We start from the raw sequence: 20,654 nt of genomic DNA, 5'->3' as shown, positions 1-20,654 counted from the left end.
TCTTCCACACCGCTGCATAAAATTCTGCACCCCGGCCGAAATTCTCCGCCTACAGTGAGTGCAAGCGCTGAAACCACTCATACACATCGCGCGCCGTTGTGCCTTCTAGGTGGTGGTGCCCACTGCCTCGTAGTTCGGAGATGACAGTGACCTCCTCGGGGACTGTAACGTGCTCCCCTTCCGGCAAACCAATGACGGAGCAGCCGGCGGCGACCGCCGCGCGCATACCTGCCGCCGAGTCTTCGAATACGAGGCAATCCTGGGGTCGAGCGCCCACTCGGCGGGCGGCCTCGGCATACATATCAGGAGCTGGTTTGCCGTGGGGAACCTCGTCGCCACAGAGAGTGTCAACGAAATAGTCTCGGCCCAAAGCCGCGATCGCGGAATCCGCCACGTAGCGCTCGGTGTTCGTGGTCACCATCATCGGCATTCCCGCATCCTTGAGCTCACCAAGGAGCTCCGAAATTCCCGGGAAGATTTCGAGGCGCTCGGCAAATAGCGACTTCACGTAGTCGAACATGAGCATGTGGTAGCGTTCGCTATCGCCAGGCTGGAGCTCGACGCCGGCTTTATCGGCGCAGATGGCGAGCGTGTCCTCGAAGGTCGCGCCGACCGTCGCCAAACGCTCAGTAGGTGTCAGCCGGCGCCCCAACGTTTCGGAGAGGTAAAAGGTGGCCTCTTCCCATAGAGGTTCAGAGTTGGTGAGTGTGCCGTCCATGTCCCAGAAGATCGCGGCGGGACGGCGGATACGTGCTGTCTGATCGGTATCAGTCAATTAGAAATCCAGCTCCGGTAGCTGCGCGAGGGCTTCATCATCTGCACCAGTTGCTGCAGAGGCGGAGTGAATAAGCTCGGTTAGCTCCTCCTTCTCTTCCGGCTCAAGTACAGCATCGGCATTCTTTCGGTTGAAAGCTGCGAGCTTCTCGACGGAAGGCCGCACCGCAGCTCCCAGGAGACCACCATCTGGATCATCTGGGAGTTTATCCAGAGCCTCGAGGAAGGACTCCAAGATGAAGCGGAGGTCTGGGAGCACCGCAGCATCAAACGGCGCCTCCCAGAACTCCTTCTCCTCTTCCTTGAGGTAATCCCCGGTAGCGAAGGACTGCAGGTTGGACATGAACTCATCAACGGTGGGCTGGAATTCTGCACGAATCGTCATGAGCTAAATCATGCCTGAAGTTTCCTAGAGGCGCACGCCCAGCAATGAATTAACTGCAGTCCGGAGCACATCAGATGCTTCTTCGGAAGCTTCCGCTGCCCCTAAAGCCTGCTCAGCCCACTGATCAAGAACCGCAATAGCGCGCTGGGTATCCAAATCCTCCGCCAACGCTAGGCGCACGTTGTGGACAACTTCCTTGATCTCTTCCACCGTGCCAGGGTTTCGGGAGGCCGCGCGCCAGCGCTCCAAACGCTCCTGCGCGGTGTGCAGGACCTCGTCAGACCAGTCCCGGTCCTCACGGTAGTGGCCGGAGAATACTCCAAGGCGAATCGCCGAGGGATCAACGCCTGCCTCCACAAGCTTGTGGACGAAGACCAGGTTGCCCAAGGACTTGGACATCTTGGTGCCCTCCAAGCCAATCATGCCGGTGTGCACATAGGACTGGGCCATGCGCTCTACCCCAAGAGCGGCCTCCGCATGGGCGGCAGAGAATTCGTGGTGCGGAAACTTAAGATCCGAACCGCCACCCTGGATATCGAAGCTGGAGCCGAGCCGGTTGGTCGCGATGGCTGAGCACTCAATGTGCCAGCCGGGACGGCCCGGCCCGAAAGGAGATTCCCATGCGGGCTCGCCTTCGCGGTGAGCACGCCAAATGAGCGCATCCAAAGGATCGCGCTTACCAGGGCGTTCTGGGTCACCGCCGCGCTCGGCAAAGAAGGTCTCCATCTGCTCGCGGGAATAATTCGATTCATAGCCGAAGTTCTTTGTGGCCTCGATGGATGCGTAGACGTCCGGATAGTCGGGGTCATCGACGACATAGGCCGCACCTGCGTCGAGAAGCGCCTGCACCATTTCCGTGATCTCATCGATGGCTTCCATCGCCCCAACGAAGTGCTGCGGAGGAAACACGGAGAGTAGCTCCATATCTGAGCGGAAAAGGTTGATTTGGGAGGTACCCAGCTCTCGCCAATCCACACCATCGCGCTCGGCGCGCTCGAAGAGCGGATCATCCACATCGGTGATGTTCTGGGCGTAATTCACCTTGTAGCCGTTATCCAGCAACTGGCGGTAAATCAGATCAAAGGTGAGGTAGGTCGCTGCATGGCCCAGGTGGGTGGAATCATAAGGGGTAATGCCACAGACATACATGGTGGCGGTCTCCCCCTTGATGTTGAGCCTCTTTACCTCTCCATCAGCGGAATCATAGAGGTGAAGCGGCGACGGGGTGCCAGGGACGGAATCGATGTGCGGGACAGGCCAAGATTGCATGGGGACCATCCTAACGCGTACTGACTCCGCAACTGGCGCATACCCGGTTGTTATGGGGCGAGTACTCCGAGGCCCAGCAAGAGCATGACGAGGAGCCCGACAGGAATGCGGTAGGCCGCAAACCACTCGAAGGAATGGCTACCCACGAACTTCAGCAGCCACGCAATAGACGCATAGCCGACGACGAACGCGATGAGCGTGCCGACGAGCAGTTGGGCGCCGGTGGCAGACTGCCCCACGGTGGGGCCGAAGGCGTCGCCAAGCGAAAACAGGCCCGAAGCCATCACCGCAGGAATGGCCAGGAGGAAGCTAAAGCGCGTCGCCACCTCGCGATCCAAGCCCAAAAAGAGGCCGCCCGAAATCGTGCCTCCCGAGCGCGAGACACCTGGGATGAGAGCCAAGCACTGGCACAGGCCCATGACGATGGCATCGCGCATCGTCAGTTCCTCGAAGCTGCGCTCCTTTTTGCCCACCCTCTCGGCGATGATGAAGACAAAGGAGAAAAGCACGAGCATGGACGCTGTAACCCACAGGTTGCGCAAGTTATCCCTGATCAGGTCCTTACCCAGGACGCCTAGGATGCCAATCGGGATTGAGCCGACGATGACCATCCATCCCATGCGGTAGTCCTGGCCACGCTGCTCCTTGTGCACGAGACCTACGAACCACCCTTTGAGGATCTGCCAAATCATTCCCGCGAAGTACACAATCACTGCCAGCTCAGTGCCGAGCTGGATGACGGCAGTGAAGGAGGCACCGGCGTCCTGTCCCCAAAAGAGCGTGGAGACGATGCGTAGGTGCCCCGAAGAGCTCACGGGCAGGAATTCGGTGAGCCCTTGGACAAGAGACAAGACGATGACCTGTACCCATGTCATGGCGTCGGTTGTAGCTGTTGTAGTCACCCGCGACAGCCTACTAGCGCGGTCCATGGCTTCCGGTTTCCACCACGCTGACTGCTAGGATGAGGGATCGTGAAAATGCGTCGAGTCCTGCTTTCTTCTGCCCTTCTTGCCAGCACATGCGCTCTTGCCGCCTGCAATCCCACGGAAGGGGTTGGCGGGGACCCCAACTCGGCGGTCTATGGCAAAGCCGAACCCGCTCCTTCCCCAGAGTCATCGAAGCCAGTGGGCACCATCGTCCCGTTTGATGCAGTGTCTGATCTCGCAGCTGTCGGCGATATTCTCGCCGTGCGCACCGAAGATTCCCTCTCAGTAGGTTCGGCCGCGGACTTTGAGGAAGACAAGGCAACAAAGCTCTCCGTGGATCAGAAGTGCGGCGACCTCACCGCATCTGAAAAGCACTTCCTCCTTGCCTGTGGGCAGAAGGTAATGCTCATCGATCCTCATAAGCCGGATTCCCCTCAGGAATTGGCAGTGGATGAGGAGCAACCAGTAACGGTGGTCGCGGAGGCTTCCAGCGGTGAAGTATTCGTTGGTTCGAAGGACTCGACCACCGTCGGCGTGTACCGCGACGGGGAACGCAGCACCGGCATCACCGTGGAGGCTGGTTCGGATCAGCTCATTTCCGTTCCCGTTTCTGATGGTGCGGACGGCATCGTCCGCGTCTTAAGGGAAGACTCGACGATTCAATCTCTAGATTGGGAAAAGGACCGTGCGGGCGGGCGTCTGCGCGTAGGTCAGGGCGTCGGCCAGATCTCCGGCGGCGACGGGGCCGTAGTCGTGGCATCTGACACCGTGGGCAAGCGCGTGGCAATCTACACCGCCAGCGATGTTATTCGCCTGCACCAGTACGGCAACACCGGCGGCACGCCGTGGGGCGTGGCTTGGGATGCCGGCCGCAAGCTAGCGTGGGTAACCACCACCGATAACAACCTCCTCCACGCCTTTACCGTTTCTGCGGGCGTCCCAGAAAATGTTGGCACCATGGACACTGTGGCTGATGCACGCACTATTGCCGTGCTTGGCGACGGCACCCTCGTCACCGCCTCTGCATCCGGTGAAGGCCTCCAGTTCATCACCGATCCGGAACTCGACACGACATCGCGCTAGTTTCCGGCCCAAAGACCTCATCCGTAACCTCAGCTAAGGACACTTCATGCAGTACTCCGCTCTTGACCGCGCCCGCCATGCTGCCTACCAGGCAGCATTGAAGGGAATGTTTAAACTCGACCCGGAGCGTATCCACGGAATCATCAACGGCGGGCTGGCCATCTTCCAAGCCGGCGGCCCGCTCAATCGTGCGCTGGGAAAGGTAGTACCGGTCAATGATCCGGTACTGGAACAGGAAGTGTTTGGGGTGCGCTTCCCACGCCCGCTAGGGTTGGCGGCCGGCTTCGACAAGAACGCGGCGGCTGCTGATGTCTGGACCCCCTTTGGCTTCGGTTATGCCGAGCTGGGTACCATCACCCCGAAGGCGCAGCCCGGAAACCCTGCTCCCCGACTGTTCCGGCTCAAGGCGGACAAGGCAATCCTGAACCGCATGGGCTTTAACAATGAGGGTGCGCTGGCTGCCGCGCGCAATCTGCGCAAGCGCCGCTACAACGATGTCGTCGGCATCAACATTGGCAAGAACAAGGTCACCGACGCTGAGCATGCGGTGGATGACTACCGTCAGTGCGCCTCTGTGCTGGGGGATCTGGCCGATTATGTCGTGGTCAATGTATCCTCCCCAAACACTCCAGGTTTGCGTGACCTACAGGCAGTGGAGTCCCTCCGCCCCATCATGGAGGCCGTGGTGGAATCGACATCCTCGCCGGTCTTGGTCAAGATTGCTCCCGATCTCAGCGATGAAGATATTGATGCCGTGGCGGATATGGCCGTGGAGGTGGGCTTGGCTGGAATCGTGGCTACCAACACCACTATTTCCCGTGAGGGATTGAGCACCCCGGCCGACGAGGTCGCGGCCATGGGCGCGGGTGGCGTATCGGGTCCCCCAGTGGCTGAGCGTTCGCTGGAGGTGCTTAAGCGCCTCCACGCCCGCGTGGGCGAGAAACTTGTGCTGGTTTCGGCGGGCGGAATTTCCACGCCGGAGCAGGCGTGGGAGCGTATCACTGCCGGCGCCTCGCTGCTGCAGGGCTACACCGGACTGATTTACGGTGGACCGGATTGGATTCGCGATATCCACCGCGGCATTGCCCAGCAGATTCACGCGCACGGCCTCAGCACTATCTCGGAGGCCGTTGGCTCCGGTCTGGGATGGATCGACTAAGACCCCAAAGAGTCTTCGAGGGACTCGGCTCTGTCGAAGAAAAGAAGCGCGAATGGGCTTCCGGTCCGCGCTTCAAGCCTTTCGTTTAACGCAGCGTGCGGCGGATAATGACCGCGCACAACCCTGCGGCCACGGCGTAGAGGAAGACCACGTATTGCCCCATCGTGGTGAGGACCGTGCCGGGCAGTGCGCGGCTAGCGATGATGAGCACCAGCGCTAGGACTAGCGCAATGATTTGCTCGCGGCTGCCGCGCTGATCGCGGCGTTGGGTGCTGAATGCGCCGACAAGCAGCGCCGCACCAACGATGGCGAGGCGGCGCCACGTCCACTCAAAGGTGGCGCCCCGCCATCGGTGAAAATCGATACGAGCCCGAATAGTGCTAACACGGCGGCCAGCAACATGAAAGCGCCACCCACGCGCAGGGCGGCGGGGATATCTACTCCGTCAGTGGTGGGGTTGGTATCCGAATTCCTAGTCATTGTGCCGAGTTTAATGGGCCGTATTAGTGGGCCTCGTACCAGCCCCACGTAATCGCACGGCCGAGGGTGTGGAAGAAAAGGTTGAACCCAAGGACTGTTGGTGTTGCGTCCGGGTCGATATCGAGGCGGTCAACGTCGACTGCGTGGACCGCAAAAAGGTAGCGGTGTGGGGCATGACCGGCTGGTGGCTGGGGCCCGTAATAGACGCGCTGGCCGGAGTCTCCGCGCAAGCTGATGACGCCTTCATGCCCAAGGTCTTCCGCGGAGCCTGCTCCCGTAGGCAGCTCACGTACGTCAGCCGGAATATTGAACGCAGCCCAGTGCCAGAAACCGGAGCCCGTCGGAGCATCCGGGTCAAAACATGTGACAGCGAAGGACTTGGTTCCCTCGGGTACGTCCGACCACGAGAGTTGCGGTGAGATGTTCGCAGGAGCGCGGAAGCGCTCTGTGATCTCTGCTCCCTCATCGATATCGGAGGACGTGACGGTAAACGCGGGGACATCTCCCAGTGGTGCATAAGGGTCCGGACCCGGGAATCGGGAATCGGTGGCGTAGCTCTCAACGGAATCTGAAGTGTTCTTAGTCATAGATTCATTTGTATCGGAAAGCTAAACCCTGTGCCGGCGAATGTTCTTCTGCCCAAGATAGCGGCAGTGGGCGCCCAGTAGGGGCCAGTAAGTTTCATCGTTGTGTTTTCAGCGCTCTATATGAGCCTAAAAACACTGCGTGAGGTGCTGATTTGTGTAGTTGCGTCAATTCGGGATACAGTATGCGAGTGCCCAGCCGAGAGGCTGAACAAACACCCTAGCCCGGGTGGCGGAATGGCAGACGCGCTAGCTTGAGGTGCTAGTGTCCTATTAACGGACGTGGGGGTTCAAGTCCCCCCTCGGGCACGGAACTAAGCCCCGTGCTTCACACCGTCGAGAATGATGATGTGGAGCACGGGGCTTTCTTATACCCACTGGTTGGTTCCGGCTTAGGCCCTCGCCTCGGCTTAAGGGACATTTCGTGTGGATTTGCGGCGTGTCGCGCTAAGGGACATTTCGTGTGGATTTAGGAGCGTCCGGCCCAGCCTTTTCTTATGCCTAAGCTGGGGTTCCATTCGTTGTCGATGTGGGTGTCGTATGTGGCTGGTCGTCCGTCTGGGTGGCCACGTCGTGTGAGTTCTTCTTTTGCCCAGGCTGCGCGTGCTGCTTTTTCTCCTTGGCGTCCGAAGTCTTGTTGCTTGGTTAACTCCAGTGGCGCTACCGGGTCTTCGGTGTGGGTGTAGAGCCACCAGTCCATGGTGATGCGCTGATGCTCATCGAACATGCCCCGATGGTTTCCTGCTAAGTCTTTGAGTTGTTTGTTGATGCCGCCTTCCAGCAGGTTTGTGGTGGCTTTTAAGTCCTGTGTGACACCTTCAGGCGGGTCAAGGAAAGTAAATAATTGTCCAGCGTGAATAAGCTTTTCTAGCCGTTTTAGAGCCCTGCGGGCGTTGCGGTGGGTGTACCACCATTTCTGGTTGGGGCTGACCCATTTCGGTACTTGGCCTGCTGGTATAGCACTGCGGTAGGTTCGCTCTTTAAGCCAATCAGCAAAGGTAATGCGGGTGTGGTGGACTGCAGCAGTAAACCGCGCAGCATCTTCACGGTTGTGTACCTGGACGAGCATGTAGCCCAGTTTCCGGATTGCTTTATGCGCTGGGTGAATCGGGTTGCGGCTGATATCAGCAAAAGTGTTGCGCTGGACGTGGACTAAGCAACGCTGGATGGCAACGTCGGGCCATTTAATGCGCAGTGCCTTGAGTGCTCCGCCTGCCCCGTCGGTGGTGACGATGAGTGGTTGCGCGATTTTGTCGAGCAGTTTCAGGTACTCGTAGGAGCTTTCACGCAGGCACCAGTGCCAGGCGATGACGTGTGTTTCGGTGCAGGCTACCAGCAGGCATTTTTTGTGGAAGTAGGTGCCGTCGATAAAGACCTGGTCATAAACCCGATAGGGGTCAGTAGTCGTGGGCACGGTGATAAACCACAGCAGCTTGAACCACCGGGTTAAAGTCCGCCTTGTTACCCCAAGGCGTTTGGCTAAATGGTCTGCGGATTCGCCGGAAAGAATCCAGTCGATAAAGATTTTGAAGTGCCGAATATCGCTGGTGTGTGCGCGGGTATTAATCGATGAAACGTTGCACTGAGGACACAACCAGCGTTGGGTTCCTGCCGCGGTTTTGCCGTTCTTAACCAATCCGTGGCCGCACATGTCACACGACGGCCGATTCCTATTAGCCATAGGAATTGGCCTTACCGCACCAGCAGCAGTCCCCTTATCACAGACCTAGGACTATCCGGTGTTGATTTCACAGATCGGGCCGTTGGAACCGATTCAAAATCAAGATCACCGTATTATCCCAGGCTGCCCCAGGAATCCGTATCGGTTTATCCACACGAAATGTCCCTTAAGCCCTCGCCTCAGTGGTTGCTTCGGCCGTTGGTTCCTTCTCCACCACGACCGTGGACTTTTTCTTCGACACGACATAGCTGTGCACACCCTTGATGACGATGGGCGCCACAGACAGCGCGATGATAAGCAGCATGATCTTCTCAATCGAATCAGCAATACCTGGAATATTTCCCAAGAAGACGCCGACCAGGTTCATGGAGAGCACCCAAGCCACTGCCCCGCTGACGTTCCATCCGATGAACTTCTTATAGGGCATTTCGGCCGTACCAGCGGCCACCGGGATGAAGGTGCGCACGATGGGCACGAAGCGCCCCAGCACCAATGCCAGCGGGCCATGCTTGCGGAAGAAGTTTTCCGCGGTGATGAGGTACTCCAGCTTGAGAAGCCGTGCATCCTGTTTAAACAAGCCACGCCCAAAGCGGTGCCCAATCCAATAGCCCACTTGATCGCCGGCAATGGCAGCCACCATACCCACTGTGATGAGCAGCCAAAGCGAGACGTGAAGCTCATCGCGCAAAATCGCAGCGGTCACTAGGAGTGAATCCCCCGGAAGGAACGGAAAGAGCACTCCTGACTCAATGAACACGACAAGGGCGATACCACCTATGACCCACGGCCCAAAAGCCTCGAGCAAGGTAGCTGCGTCCATATAAGACGTGACGTTATGAAGAAAGTTCATGGTTGTACTCCAATAACTGCAGATGTCACTGCAGACAAGAAAAGGGGATGTAGCAAGCAAAGAAAACGCTCCGCAGGAAACGCGCGCAGATGAGAAAGGCGGCAAAACTAGCTAAAGATCAAGCAGGATAAGTGGACGAAATCAGTTCATGCGGATGCGTGCCTCAGATAAGTATCCACCGTGGAGCGCCGAAACCCTGCATCGAACCGGGGCTTGCCAGCAAGTTGGGGCGCTACTCCCAGTCCCTGCCCAGACACCGCGCATCGCGGGGCGCGCTTGGGACCAATGAGGATTTTGGCCTCACTCGCATTAAGCTTGTAGCCCTATGAAATCTGGTTGGGTGCACAGCGTCGGTGATTTTTGTACGTCTTTGGCGCGCTCGGCTTGGCAGAGCTGCAGGCGGTGGACGTGGAAGCGTTGGGCGGCAGTAATCCTCACCGGCACGGCGCTGGTGTTTCTTGCCGTGCTTGTCGACGTCCCCTCTCTCGCCGCGCTGCGTTCTTGGTCGCAGCACCTCGGGCCATGGTTTCTCATCGCCTTTACCGGCGCCTACATCGTCTTCACGCAGTTTCCCATGCCCCGAACAGTATGGACTTTAGCCGCCGGGCTTCTGTTCGGCCCGTGGCTCGGGTTGGTCATCTCCCTCGTCGCACTGACCATCTCCGCCACTGTTTCCCTGCTTATAGTCCGCAGCTTGCTTGGTGAATGGATTCGCCCGTACCTCACACACCCGGCGGTCTATGCCATCAATGCGCGCCTTGACCGCCGTGGTTGGTTGGCCGTGGCCTCTCTGCGAATGGTCGCGGGAGTTCCGTTTTCCTTATTAAACTATGTTGCGGCGCTCACCCCAATTTCGGTCCTGCAATTTTCCATCGCCACATTCATCGGTTCAATTCCAACGACCGCCATCGGCGTCTTCTTTGGGGATGCACTCACTGGTAAGACAAGCCCCTACACCATCATTGGCTTTGTCCTCGCCGCTGCACTCGGAATCGGCGGACTCATTCTAGACACGCGCTTGCCGCTCGAGCCCGGCATGCAGCGACCGGTCAAGCGCAAGGGGTAGACTAAACGTTGTTTCTCGCTGGAAGGAGTCTCTCAACGTGCTTGCAGTCCATGCCCGCTACCGCGGCCGCTCGGTACGCCGCGCCGATTTGGTCCAACGCTCGGCCGCTGCGCTTTCCACACTGGAAGGCATCGGTGAGTTCGAGGTCCTTGGCGTCGAAGATATTTGCGCCGTTGCCTACTCCTCTTCCGCGGTCTGCGATGTCGTCATGGCGCTTCTTGCAGACGGTGACTGGGCCATCGGTATCGGTGTTGTCCCGGGCGAGGGCGCGGGAGATGCCGAGACGCGCGCCGTCGCTACCGCTGCCGTGAAGGGATCGGCACGCGCGGGGCATGTCTACGCCAAGGTTGATCGGCGCGGGCGAGCGCAGGAAGCGCAGGATATTGCAGCGGCCTTCGCTCTCCTCGGCTTCGTACTGAATAAGCGCACGATGGAGGGCCGCGAGGCTACATCCTTGGTGCGCGGAGGATTGAACCAGAACGAGGCCGCCGAGGAATTGGGTATCTCTAAACAGGCTATGTCTCAGCGACTCCAGGCGGCAGGCTGGGCAGCGGAAACCGCCGGCTGCCAGCTCGCGGTGAATCTCATCGACCGAGCGAACTCGAACTAAAGAAGATCTTCTTTGCGCAGCTCCGGCGTCGTGACGAAGTCTACGAGGCGTTCTACAGCACCGATGAGTGTGGAATCGAGATCCCGGAAGGAATTGACGGCATTATAAACTCGGCTCCATCCTTCCTTGGGATCGGACCATCCTGTTCGCCGGCAGATACCAGTCTTCCAGTCCTCGCCATAGGGAACTTCGGGCCAGGCGCGCAGCCCTAGGCGCTCGGGTTTGACGGCTGCCCAGATATCAATGAAAGGATGTCCGGTCACGAGTACGTGCTCGCCCACCGTTTGCGTCAACCGCGTTTCCTTCGAGCCTTCTACGAGGTGATCTGCTAGAACTCCCACGCGGCGCCCAGGCCCGGGCTGGAATTCAACGAGGCGTTCCTCGAGGTTGTCCAGACCCTCAAGGTATTCGACCACCACTCCCTCTACTCGCAGGTCGTGCCCCCAGACCTTTTCCACGACCGCCGCATCATGGATACCTTCGACCCAAATGCGCGACGGCGCGGCTACTTTCGCCTCGAGGTTCTCAACGCGGCGCGATCCAGAGTTTGACTTTCTGGGCGCTTGCTTCTCGACGTATCTCGTCAGCGTCACAGGCTGCCCCTCCAATAGGAAGCCGCCCTTGACGAGTTTGAAGACTCGCTCGGTACCGTGACGATCTTCGAGGCGCACGACTGGCCCCCACGCGGTCTTATCCACGCCCATCACCGCTCCCACGAAGTCGTCTCCCCGAACCTCGACGACGATCCCTGGTTCTGCAGGCACCTCAGGGTATTCGGTTTTCTTGTTGCGTGCATGTCCGGCGAAAATATCGCCACCGTAAGGGTCCCGGGAATTCAAGCTCATAGCGGTCTACCCTATCGTCTACACTGTCCAGCCATGGATATGCGCGCCGAAGTCTGGTCCCCTGTACAAAACGTCGCCGTTTGGCTTGGCGCGTGGCTCTGGGGACACGAATCCACCGATAATTTCCTTGACGCCCTCCGCGAGTTAGGCGGGGAACATCAGGGAGCGAACGGAGAACCCTTCCTTGATGTTATGTCACTTCTCCGACGCGAAACCATCTCCATTATCGAGGGCGGTGACCGTGAGCCACTCCTGCGGCTCATCCTCTCCGGCCCGGGCGAGGCGCCAGCACTACCGGCGGGCTCGGAATCGGCGCGTGCAGCGGCTAAAAACCCGGCCGGCGCTATCGTGGTGCGGACCAACGATAGAGACCGTCATATAGTACTGGTGCCCTCTTATTCCAACCGCGCCACCCAGTGGATGGTGATTGAGGAAACTGCTGCGCTCCCCTCGCCTGCGTGGCTAAGTCCGGGCGAGGCTGATGCGCTATTGAGCGCCGCGACAAATGAATCCGCAGCGCTCATCGAAGCTCTGGGCTACCGCAGCGATGCCCTACCCAATCCGCGGCTGACGGTAGGAACTCTCAGTGACTTCTATGACACTCCGGGCTTACCCACTGCCGTACCGGGGCGGGCGGCAAAACTTTTTGCGCGCGCCGATCGCGTAGCGGCCATCATCGAGACAGTGACCGACCGCATCCAGGATCACAGTCTCGATCCGCAGCTGCTGCGCCTATGGCACCACATCCGTCAAGCGCGAATGGCTGGCGTGGCCTACGCGCTGACGGATTTCGCGCGTTAATGCTGCTTGTGTAGCGACCAGATATCGCAGCAGCCTTCAGCGCAGGGGGCGCCATTGACGGTGCAGCCTTGGACAGTGACGTCTCCGAGAGAATCGGGCTCAGTTCCCTGCTCGAGCTCATCGATGAGGTCTACAATGAGCGAGGCGAAACGAGTGGTTGGCCCAGCAGTGCGGGTGCGATAGACGCTAACACCCATCTCTTCGGCGGCTTGCTTCAGTTCTGAATCGAGGTCCCAGATGACCTCCATATGATCGGAGATGAATCCGATGGGACATACAACGACACTGTCGACACCGTCCTCCTGGTGGATGACCGTCGTATGGTCGACGATGTCCGGCTCTAGCCACGGAGTAGCCGGGTTGCCGGACCGCGATTGCCATACAAGGTCATAGTCCTTCACCCCTGCTGCCTCGGCGACGAGACGGGAGGCTTCCGCTACTTGGCGGGAGTAAATGTGCTTATCGCCTTCAGCGCCCCCTACTGCATCGTGGGCCGTCGGAACTGAGTGGGCAGTAAACAGCATGCGGGTGCTAGCCAGCTTCTCTTCTGGAACCTGTGCGTAGGCGTCTCGGACGGCGGCAGCCATCTCTTCGACGAACTTGGGATGATCGAAGAACTGACGAAGCTTAGTAAAGGTCATCTCGGGCAAGTTCTTGTCTTCGACGTACTTGCGCAAAGCGACGATGTCCTCGTTATATTGACGGCAGGCGCTGTAGCCGCCCCAGGCCGAGGTAGCAAAGATGGCCACGTTGCGCACTCCGTCGGCAGCCATTTTCTCGACCGCTTCTGTTCCAAAGGGATGCCAGTTACGGTTACCAAAGTAGACCGGTAGATTATGTCCGCGAGCCTTGAGCTCCGCGGCGACGTTGTCAATGATCTCCCGGTTCAATTCATTCAGTGGGCTTTTACCACCGAAGTGAAAGTAGTGCTCACCAACCTCTACGAGGCGCTCGCGTGGAATGCCGCGGCCGCGGGTGACGTTCTCCAAAAACGGGACGACCTCCTCGTTTGCTTCCGGGCCACCGAAAGAAAGAACGAGGAGGGCGTCGAATGAAGAGGGCACCGAATCGGTGCTAAGGGCGTTGCCCTGGGCAGTACGCAGTGTATCAGTCATGCAGCCCAGTCTAGCAACGGGCTGTTCTAGATTAGGCGCACGGCATAGGGAGCCATGCCGCCTTGGCGCACAGGGGTAATGCTGACGTTTTGACCAGACTGCGGGGCTTCAACCATCGTGCCATCGCCGAGGTAGATCGCCACGTGTTGGTTGCCGTTTGGGCCGTAGAAGATTAGGTCACCACGCTCCATCTCGCTCGGTGCGATCTTGGTCCCCTTCTGGTACTGGTAGCCGGTGTAGTGCGGCAGGGAAATGCCCACTCCGGCAAAGGCATAGAGAACTAGGCCCGAGCAATCGAAGCCGACCTTGTTGTAGTCACCGTGAGAATCCGCCACGCCGCCATCACGAATACCCTGGGTGGGACCGTTGGCATCGCCACCGCCCCACGCATAAGGAACACCAACCTGGGACGTCGCACGCTCAATGAGGGTCTCGATCTTTGCCTCACGGGAGGCATCGCCCAGAGACTCGGAGGCCTTATCCGTGACGCTATCGGTTGTGTCAAGCGGGTCCAGCACACCGGAAACCTCGGACTCCAACGTGTCTTCATCCGAAGCCGCGGAAGCAGAATCGCTTGCCTCCGAGGTGCTTGCGCCCTCGCCTTGGAGGGCGAAAAGCTTCGAGGAGCCTTCGACCAAAGCGTCGATCTCGTCCTGGCTCAAGCTATTGTTGTGGCCTGGCTGAGAAGCGGCGACCAAGGAAGCTACGGTTCCTACCGCGCCAATGCCCAATGCAACGGTCTCAGCATCGATCCCACTCGGGTCGAAGGAGCTGCCGCTGCCGCCTGAAGTAGCCCCCTCTTCAGCGGAGCTTGCAGTGCTTGTCGACGACAATTCCTGCACGTTCGGATCGTTGGCTACAGTGCTTGCGGCGCTCGAAAGCGCATCCATATCTTCAGCAGAAACGGAGGGCGCAGAGCGTTGTGATTGCAAAGTAGGGTTCTTCGCCTCAGAGGCTGAAGGGCCAGCGGTCGGGACGGAATCGGCCTCTGGGGTCGGCTCCAAGGAGTCATCGGCTGGGACCGTAGTCGTGTCCTGAGCATTGAACCCTTCCGCCATTGACAAGGCTTCATCGTTGACGTTGTATCTGGTCTCTAGACTTGCCGTCTCGTCTTCGTCAACACCCTTAGCTTGATTTAGGGCCTTGTGGAGAGATGAAAGTTGAGAGAGGAGATCCTCGCGCTCGGCCGCAGATTCTTCAATTGAAGCTTCGGACTCAGAGAGCTGTTCGCGTGCAGCGGACTCGGCATCTGCCGCTTTGTCTGCGCGCTCCTCAGCCAACCGCTGGGTCTTGCGTAGCTGCGACTCCTTGTTGGCCTTCTCCGTGCGCTCCTTTTCCAGATCGCTAACAACGGCCTGTTGCTTCTCTGATTGCAAGCGGAGGTAGGACTGGCGCTCCAACATATCCGAGCGAGCATCCTTGCCGGCCGCATGGGTAACGGCGTCAGAGGTATTTGCGCGGCGATAGGCCGAGCGTGAAACCTCGTCGAGCTTGGCTTGTGCATCGGCGACGTCTGCCTGGGCATCATCAAGCTCCTGGCGAGCGGTCGTGGTGCCCTGGCGAGCCTGGGCTGCCTTGGTCCGAGCGTCATTGAGATCAACGAGCGCCCGGTTGACGGTTTCACGCTGGATGCCGATTTCGGCTTCCGCTTGCGCGATACGTTCCTCAATCTGGGCGATGGCGCCGGCGAGGTCAGCGATGGATGGACTATCAGACGACAGCAGTGACTCAATATTGAGCTGCTCAGGCTCCTCCGCCACTGCAGGAGTGAGCGAAGAAGCGGTAGACAAGGCTGCGGTGGTCGCAATGGCAGCGAAAGCTGCCTTGAAACGCCGGAAGCCAAAAGACGATGTGGTGGCCACGAGAGTTATCTCCTAGGCACCTACCTCATTGGAACTGTCATGCGTGTGATGCAGACATGCGTGCTGGACATCGAGCGGTACAGGCAACGAGTCAGCCAGGCAAGGCCGTAGTTAAGGTACGCAAGGTACGCATAGCTGGCTCGAGCTTCCCACAGAATGTTACGACGATGGTTACGCCCAAAGGATTAGTGGAACTGAAGAGACTGGCGCCCGGTGCTGACCGGGGTATGCCCACGCGGGTTGCCCTAGATGATTACGGCCGACTGCACGACAATATATGTCGAATTAATTTGGCTGAACCATCACTGACACAGAGCAACACGATACTGCGCAGCGCCTCGTGTGTGCACCAACATCAAGTCGGACCGCTTCATAAAAGCAAGTCAGACTGCGCACTCACGGGCCTCGGTTGCTCCGCGTAGAGCGCGCTTAAATATGACTGCGCGATCCGATGATGAGGGGGCACACACCCTAATCTGACGATAGGTCCTATGTCGGTTCCTCCTCGCTCGACGCCGCGCTCATGGAGGGGTCACGCCTCGCGCCAATCGTGGCGCACGCGCAAGCCCTCGTGGCTGGCACCCAACCGGAAACCGATGGAACCCAGGCCGACGCAGCCCACAGTAAAGGCATGCGTATGAAGTGTATGTAGCCTCTTCCACTCGGGAGGTAGGTGTTTCGATATCTAAAAAATTTGAACACTGGTACCGACTGCGCCGAGCAAACTGTATTGCTATGCGCATCAACATAGTGGTGCGACGGTCATCCACCAGGCGGTGAACCTCAACAGTTTCCTTCGCTCGTGGCGTGCTTCCCCACATACCCGTGCGACAAATCAGTTGAGAGTCAAGGCTTGGTCCATGAACGTATGGAGCAATAGTCAACCCGTGAGTCGATACGTGAACCATACGTCACCGACACGCCTTCTCGCACACTTTCCCCATCTTTCACATAAGCCACGCCTGACCACACGGCGTTACAGGCGCACCTAACCTGCAATGACATTGTTACCAAGGTGTGACTGTGATATTGCTCACTGCACCCTTGGCCTCTGCCCGCCCCACCTGTCGGGCACCTCCCCCTTTGTCATGTCCCGAAACTTGTCTCGCGGCGTCAGCTTCGGCCCCAGGATCGCCCGCCCGCCGGCCGAAGGTTCCACCCTCCAGTGGGGAGGGAAAATGTCCGCCCCGCCCCTGACTCAGCTGTCATGGCGCACCTAGCTATGGAGGGATTGCGGGCATAGTCGCAACCACTCCCCCGCTAAAAAATCAAGGCTTAGTGGTTGATTTTCGCCACTTCCCTACTCCACTGCACAGAATGGCGGCGTGTGTTCGCCGGGGTTCTCTCGCCTAGTGCACGGCTGGTTCAACCTTCTTTGTGGCTGCCCGGAAGCTCGCCCATCCGGCAACCGCCGCAACGCCAAACGCGACCGTCAAAATCAACAACCACGGCACGGAAAACTGATCTCCTACGGCATAAAAATCATTAAGCAGGGTTACCTGATCAAGTCCGGCGGGAAGCGAATCTTCGGCTGCCTCTAGAGTTGCCCGGTCATAAGAATTACTGACCGCGGATACCTTCATTGGTGCCTGGAGAATTACTGTGTCAAGTCCCGTTTGTTCTTGAAGTGTTGTGGCCAGATCGCGGAGATCTGGAATCTTCTCCGGAAAAACATCTACGACAGCAATGCCGTGGTTTGGCTGGAGGGAGTCTGCGATGTGGGTCTGGAGGCCGTCGTCAAGCGCCAGTTCCGGATTGGAGAATGCTATGCCATCGGCTGAGAGCTGATCGGCGATGTCATCAACGTCTACTCCCGCAGGAATCATTCACCTCTCCTTAATCTCTAGGCTCTATGAACATTGGGACCTAGGTCGCTTTGCTTAGCGCTACATCTCGCCGCGTTCATTTTTGAGGGGGTGTGTCCCCCTGTTGCTTCCGACTGAGCCTAAACCGTGCAGTGTGGCTGGGGTGGGCGACTCGCCGCTACCCCCGAAATGTAGGAAACAGAACGCCCGTACTGTTATGCTGGTGTCGACCGAGGGTTCTTACATCTACAATAGATACGGAACATTAGCGTTCTGAGGCTGTCGAAATTCCTAGCTCCAGTTGGCTGCTAGGGCATGCCGGCAAGTTCGATGAACCTTCGACCAGTGTTCGATAACCCACAAGCAAAAGCAAGGAATGGAGCTCCTTATGACTGAAAGCCTGAACTCCTTCGGCGCCAAGAAGACTCTTGAGGTCAACGGTAAGTCTTATGACTACTTCGACATCAACGCAGTCGAGGGCCTGGAGAAGCTTCCTTACTCCCTCAAGGTGCTGGCTGAGAACCAGCTACGTTACGAGGACGGGAAGAACGTAACCAAGGATCACATCAACGCTTTGGCGAACTGGGATCCCTCCGCTGAGCCGGATACCGAGATTCAGTTCACCCCGGCCCGTGTTCTTATGCAGGACTTCACCGGTGTCCCCTGCGTGGTGGACTTGGCTACCATGCGTGAGGCTATCTCCGCCCTCGGCGGCAAGCCGGACCAGGTGAACCCGCTCAACCCGGCCGAGATGGTTATTGACCACTCCGTCATTGTCGAGGCCTTCGGCTCCACCGAAGCTCTGGAGAAGAACGTTGAGATCGAGTACGAGCGCAACCAGGAGCGCTACCAGTTCCTGCGCTGGGGTGCTGAGAACTTCTCCAACTTCCGAGTTGTTCCGCCGGGAACCGGTATCGTCCACCAGGTCAACATTGAGTACCTCTCCCGCGTTGTCTTCGACAACGACGGTGTTGCTTACCCGGATACCTGTATCGGTACTGACTCCCACACCACCATGGAGAACGGTCTGGGCATCCTGGGCTGGGGCGTCGGCGGCATCGAGGCCGAGGCTGCAATGCTGGGCCAGCCGGTGTCCATGCTGATCCCGCGCGTCGTGGGCTTCAAGCTCACCGGCGAGATTCCGACCGGCGTGACCGCAACCGACGTGGTTCTGACCATCACCGAGATGCTGCGTCAGCACGGCGTGGTTCAGAAGTTTGTTGAGTTCTACGGCAACGGTGTGAAGTCCGTGCCGCTGGCCAACCGCGCCACCATCGGCAACATGTCCCCCGAGTTCGGTTCTACTGCCGCGATCTTCCCGATCGACGAGGAGACCATCAAGTACCTCGAGCTCACCGGTCGCCCACAGGAGCAGATCGACCGCGTCGAGGCATACGCCAAGGCGCAGGGTATGTGGCTGGAGCAGGACGCTCCGGAAGCAGAGTACTCCGAGTACCTCGAGCTGGACCTGTCCACCGTTAAGCCCTCCATCGCCGGCCCGAAGCGCCCGCAGGACCGCATCCTCCTCTCCGAAGCCAAGGAGCAGTTCCGTAAGGATCTGCCGACCTACGCTTCCGGCGAGGTTGTTGCAGACGAGTCCACCATCGAGGCGAAGCGCATGACCGCTGAGGGCGGCGACGAGAACTCCCTCGTCGACGTGACCGGTGGCCTGAACAAGTCCCGCGCTGGTGAGGGCGAATCCGCAGCCAAGGGTGGCTCCGGACGCCAGTCCAACCCGGTCACCGTCACCTCCCCGAATGGCGGCGAGTACACCCTGGACCACGGTATGGTTGCCATCGCTTCCATCACCTCCTGCACCAACACCTCTAACCCGTCCGTCATGGTCGGTGCAGGCCTCATCGCCCGCAAGGCGGCCGAGAAGGGTCTGAAGTCCAAGCCGTGGGTTAAGACCATTTGTGCTCCTGGTTCCCAGGTTGTGGATGGCTACTTCCAGCGCGCAGACCTCTGGAAGGATCTGGAGGCCCTGGGCTTCTACCTCTCCGGCTTCGGCTGCACCACCTGTATTGGTAACTCCGGCCCGCTGCCGGAGGAAGTCTCCAACGCTATTAACGAGCACGACCTAGCAGCTACCGCCGTGCTGTCCGGTAACCGTAACTTCGAGGGTCGTATCTCCCCGGACGTCAAGATGAACTACTTGGCTTCCCCCATCATGGTCATCGCATACGCTATTGCCGGCACCATGGACTTCGATTTCGAGACCCAGCCGCTGGGCCAGGATCAGGATGGCAACGATGTCTTCCTCAAGGATATTTGGCCTTCCCCGCAGGAAATCGAGGACACCATCCAGCAGGCCATCTCCCGCGAGCTCTACGAGGCTGACTATGCCGACGTGTTCAAGGGCGATGACGCATGGCGCAGCCTGGACGTCCCGGAGGGCGAGACCTTCAAGTGGAATGAGGACTCCACCTACATCCGCAAGGCACCGTACTTCGACGGCATGCCGACTGAGCCGGAACCGGTTCAGGACATCAAGGGCGCTCGCGTTCTGGCTAAGCTCGGCGACTCCGTAACCACCGACCACATCTCCCCCGCTTCCTCCATCAAGCCGGGTACCCCGGCCGCTCAGTACCTGGATGCCAACGGTGTGGAGCGCCAGGACTACAACTCCCTGGGGTCCCGTCGCGGTAACCACGAGGTCATGATGCGCGGTACCTTCGCCAACATCCGCCTCCAGAACCAGCTGGTCGACGTCGCCGGTGGCTACACCCGCGACTTCACCCAGGAGGGCGCACCGCAGGCCTTCATCTTCGATGCTTGCGAGAACTACAAGGCAGCCAACATTCCGCTGGTTGTCCTTGCTGGCAAGGAATACGGCACCGGTTCCTCCCGTGACTGGGCTGCTAAGGGCACCAACCTGCTTGGTGTGAAGGCTGTCATCACCGAATCCTTCGAGCGCATCCACCGCTCGAACCTCATCGGTATGGGCGTCATCCCGCTGCAGTTCCCGGAGGGCGAGTCTCACGAGTCCCTGGGCCTGGACGGCACCGAGACCTTCGATATCGAGGGCATTGAGGCTCTTAACGAGGGCGGTATTCCGAAGACGGTCCACGTGACCGCCACCAAGGAATCCGGCGAGACCGTTGAGTTCGATGCCAAGGTTCGCATCGATACGCCTGGTGAGGCCGACTACTACCGCCACGGCGGCATTCTGCAGTTCGTTCTGCGCCAGATGGTCAAGGCCTAAACCAGCCTTGTCCCGCATGCGGGATCGCCGGCAACGGATAGCCCCGCATAACTAGGCAAAAGGCCAGCTAGCAACAACGAGTGCTGGCTGGCCTTTTCTATTTCCTAACCTTTACGTACTTTCATCACCCGTCTAGCCGCCGCTGTGCTTTAAG

General features: G+C 58.9%; 19 protein-coding genes and 1 tRNA gene. 7 read left to right on the top strand and 13 right to left on the bottom strand.

Annotated elements, in window-relative coordinates; genetic code table 11:
• Positions 1–49: 49 nt before the first annotated feature.
• The 4 genes from CAURI_RS06540 to CAURI_RS06525 are packed head-to-tail and all read right to left on the bottom strand — an operon-like array spanning position 50 to position 3,330.
• Entirely contained in the window at positions 50–775 is a 726-nt protein-coding gene (locus tag CAURI_RS06540; RefSeq protein WP_010186661.1) for an HAD family hydrolase, read from the bottom strand.
• Complete coding sequence (locus CAURI_RS06535; RefSeq protein ID WP_010186663.1) at positions 776–1,159, bottom strand: hypothetical protein; 384 nt, start codon at positions 1,157–1,159, stop codon at positions 776–778.
• Positions 1,160–1,183: 24 nt separating this feature from the next.
• Complete coding sequence (gene mshC, locus CAURI_RS06530) at positions 1,184–2,428, bottom strand: cysteine--1-D-myo-inosityl 2-amino-2-deoxy-alpha-D-glucopyranoside ligase (RefSeq protein ID WP_010186666.1); 1,245 nt, start codon at positions 2,426–2,428, stop codon at positions 1,184–1,186.
• 50 nt (positions 2,429–2,478) lie between these two features.
• Complete coding sequence (locus CAURI_RS06525; RefSeq protein ID WP_029158837.1) at positions 2,479–3,330, bottom strand: undecaprenyl-diphosphate phosphatase; 852 nt, start codon at positions 3,328–3,330, stop codon at positions 2,479–2,481.
• Positions 3,331–3,405: 75 nt separating this feature from the next.
• Here CAURI_RS06525 and CAURI_RS06520 point away from each other — a divergent pair, with 75 nt between their 5' ends.
• Both CAURI_RS06520 and CAURI_RS06515 read left to right on the top strand, forming a co-directional pair.
• Positions 3,406–4,437: an NHL repeat-containing protein gene (locus tag CAURI_RS06520; RefSeq protein ID WP_012715032.1), complete on the top strand. Its 1,032-nt coding sequence runs from the start codon at positions 3,406–3,408 to the stop codon at positions 4,435–4,437.
• Between the two features lie 46 nt (positions 4,438–4,483).
• The gene (locus CAURI_RS06515; protein ID WP_010186670.1) at positions 4,484–5,596 is read left to right on the top strand and encodes a quinone-dependent dihydroorotate dehydrogenase; all 1,113 of its coding nucleotides are present in this window, start codon (positions 4,484–4,486) and stop codon (positions 5,594–5,596) included.
• An 85-nt stretch (positions 5,597–5,681) separates the two neighbouring features.
• On the opposite strand, the gene CAURI_RS14190 is transcribed toward CAURI_RS06515, so the two are convergent.
• The 3 genes from CAURI_RS14190 to CAURI_RS06510 are packed head-to-tail and all read right to left on the bottom strand — an operon-like array spanning position 5,682 to position 6,663.
• Positions 5,682–5,807, bottom strand: coding sequence for a hypothetical protein (locus tag CAURI_RS14190; RefSeq protein WP_010186672.1), 126 nt, complete (start codon positions 5,805–5,807; stop codon positions 5,682–5,684).
• An 11-nt stretch (positions 5,808–5,818) separates the two neighbouring features.
• On the bottom strand, positions 5,819–6,076 hold the full coding sequence (locus tag CAURI_RS13615; protein ID WP_236660821.1) for a hypothetical protein: 258 nt from the start codon (positions 6,074–6,076) through the stop codon (positions 5,819–5,821).
• Between the two features lie 23 nt (positions 6,077–6,099).
• Positions 6,100–6,663, bottom strand: coding sequence for a YbhB/YbcL family Raf kinase inhibitor-like protein (locus tag CAURI_RS06510; protein ID WP_010186674.1), 564 nt, complete (start codon positions 6,661–6,663; stop codon positions 6,100–6,102).
• 220 nt (positions 6,664–6,883) lie between these two features.
• Between CAURI_RS06510 and CAURI_RS06505 the strand changes: the two genes are divergently transcribed.
• Positions 6,884–6,969: transfer RNA gene (locus tag CAURI_RS06505), tRNA-Leu, on the top strand.
• 160 nt (positions 6,970–7,129) lie between these two features.
• Here CAURI_RS06505 and CAURI_RS06500 read toward each other — a convergent pair.
• Both CAURI_RS06500 and CAURI_RS06495 read right to left on the bottom strand, forming a co-directional pair.
• Positions 7,130–8,341, bottom strand: a complete 1,212-nt coding sequence (locus CAURI_RS06500; RefSeq protein ID WP_012714761.1) for an IS256-like element ISCau1 family transposase — start codon at positions 8,339–8,341, stop codon at positions 7,130–7,132.
• A 166-nt stretch (positions 8,342–8,507) separates the two neighbouring features.
• On the bottom strand, positions 8,508–9,191 hold the full coding sequence (locus CAURI_RS06495; RefSeq protein WP_012715031.1) for a DedA family protein: 684 nt from the start codon (positions 9,189–9,191) through the stop codon (positions 8,508–8,510).
• 325 nt (positions 9,192–9,516) lie between these two features.
• Here CAURI_RS06495 and CAURI_RS06490 point away from each other — a divergent pair, with 325 nt between their 5' ends.
• Both CAURI_RS06490 and CAURI_RS06485 read left to right on the top strand, forming a co-directional pair.
• Positions 9,517–10,257: a TVP38/TMEM64 family protein gene (locus CAURI_RS06490; protein WP_012715030.1), complete on the top strand. Its 741-nt coding sequence runs from the start codon at positions 9,517–9,519 to the stop codon at positions 10,255–10,257.
• A gap of 37 nt (positions 10,258–10,294) precedes the next feature.
• Positions 10,295–10,867 (top strand): MarR family transcriptional regulator, encoded by a 573-nt coding sequence (locus CAURI_RS06485; protein WP_010186685.1) that lies wholly within the window; start codon positions 10,295–10,297, stop codon positions 10,865–10,867.
• On the opposite strand, the gene CAURI_RS06480 is transcribed toward CAURI_RS06485, so the two are convergent.
• Positions 10,864–11,712: a DUF3097 domain-containing protein gene (locus CAURI_RS06480; RefSeq protein WP_010186687.1), complete on the bottom strand. Its 849-nt coding sequence runs from the start codon at positions 11,710–11,712 to the stop codon at positions 10,864–10,866. The genes CAURI_RS06485 and CAURI_RS06480 overlap by 4 nt on opposite strands.
• Before the next feature lie 33 nt (positions 11,713–11,745).
• Between CAURI_RS06480 and CAURI_RS06475 the strand changes: the two genes are divergently transcribed.
• Positions 11,746–12,513: a hypothetical protein gene (locus CAURI_RS06475; RefSeq protein ID WP_010186688.1), complete on the top strand. Its 768-nt coding sequence runs from the start codon at positions 11,746–11,748 to the stop codon at positions 12,511–12,513.
• Here CAURI_RS06475 and CAURI_RS06470 read toward each other — a convergent pair.
• From CAURI_RS06470 to CAURI_RS06460, 3 genes are all read right to left on the bottom strand, one after another.
• Positions 12,510–13,628 (bottom strand): ferrochelatase, encoded by a 1,119-nt coding sequence (locus CAURI_RS06470; RefSeq protein WP_010186689.1) that lies wholly within the window; start codon positions 13,626–13,628, stop codon positions 12,510–12,512. The two genes, CAURI_RS06475 and CAURI_RS06470, sit on opposite strands and share 4 nt — an antisense overlap.
• 26 nt (positions 13,629–13,654) lie before the next feature.
• Positions 13,655–15,490 carry a DIP1281 family NlpC/P60 protein gene (locus CAURI_RS06465; RefSeq protein ID WP_010186695.1) on the bottom strand — a complete coding sequence of 612 codons (1,836 nt, stop codon included), beginning with the start codon at positions 15,488–15,490 and terminating at the stop codon, positions 13,655–13,657.
• Positions 15,491–16,839: 1,349 nt separating this feature from the next.
• Positions 16,840–17,316 carry an Rv1476 family membrane protein gene (locus CAURI_RS06460; RefSeq protein ID WP_010186697.1) on the bottom strand — a complete coding sequence of 159 codons (477 nt, stop codon included), beginning with the start codon at positions 17,314–17,316 and terminating at the stop codon, positions 16,840–16,842.
• A 367-nt stretch (positions 17,317–17,683) separates the two neighbouring features.
• Here CAURI_RS06460 and acnA point away from each other — a divergent pair, with 367 nt between their 5' ends.
• Positions 17,684–20,500: an aconitate hydratase AcnA gene (gene acnA, locus CAURI_RS06455; protein ID WP_010186698.1), complete on the top strand. Its 2,817-nt coding sequence runs from the start codon at positions 17,684–17,686 to the stop codon at positions 20,498–20,500.
• Positions 20,501–20,654: the final 154 nt, after the last annotated feature.

Origin of the sequence: Corynebacterium aurimucosum ATCC 700975, from assembly GCF_000022905.1 — a bacterium.
Lineage (GTDB): Bacteria > Actinomycetota > Actinomycetes > Mycobacteriales > Mycobacteriaceae > Corynebacterium > Corynebacterium aurimucosum_F.
This window is presented reverse-complemented; position numbering and strand designations above follow the sequence as displayed.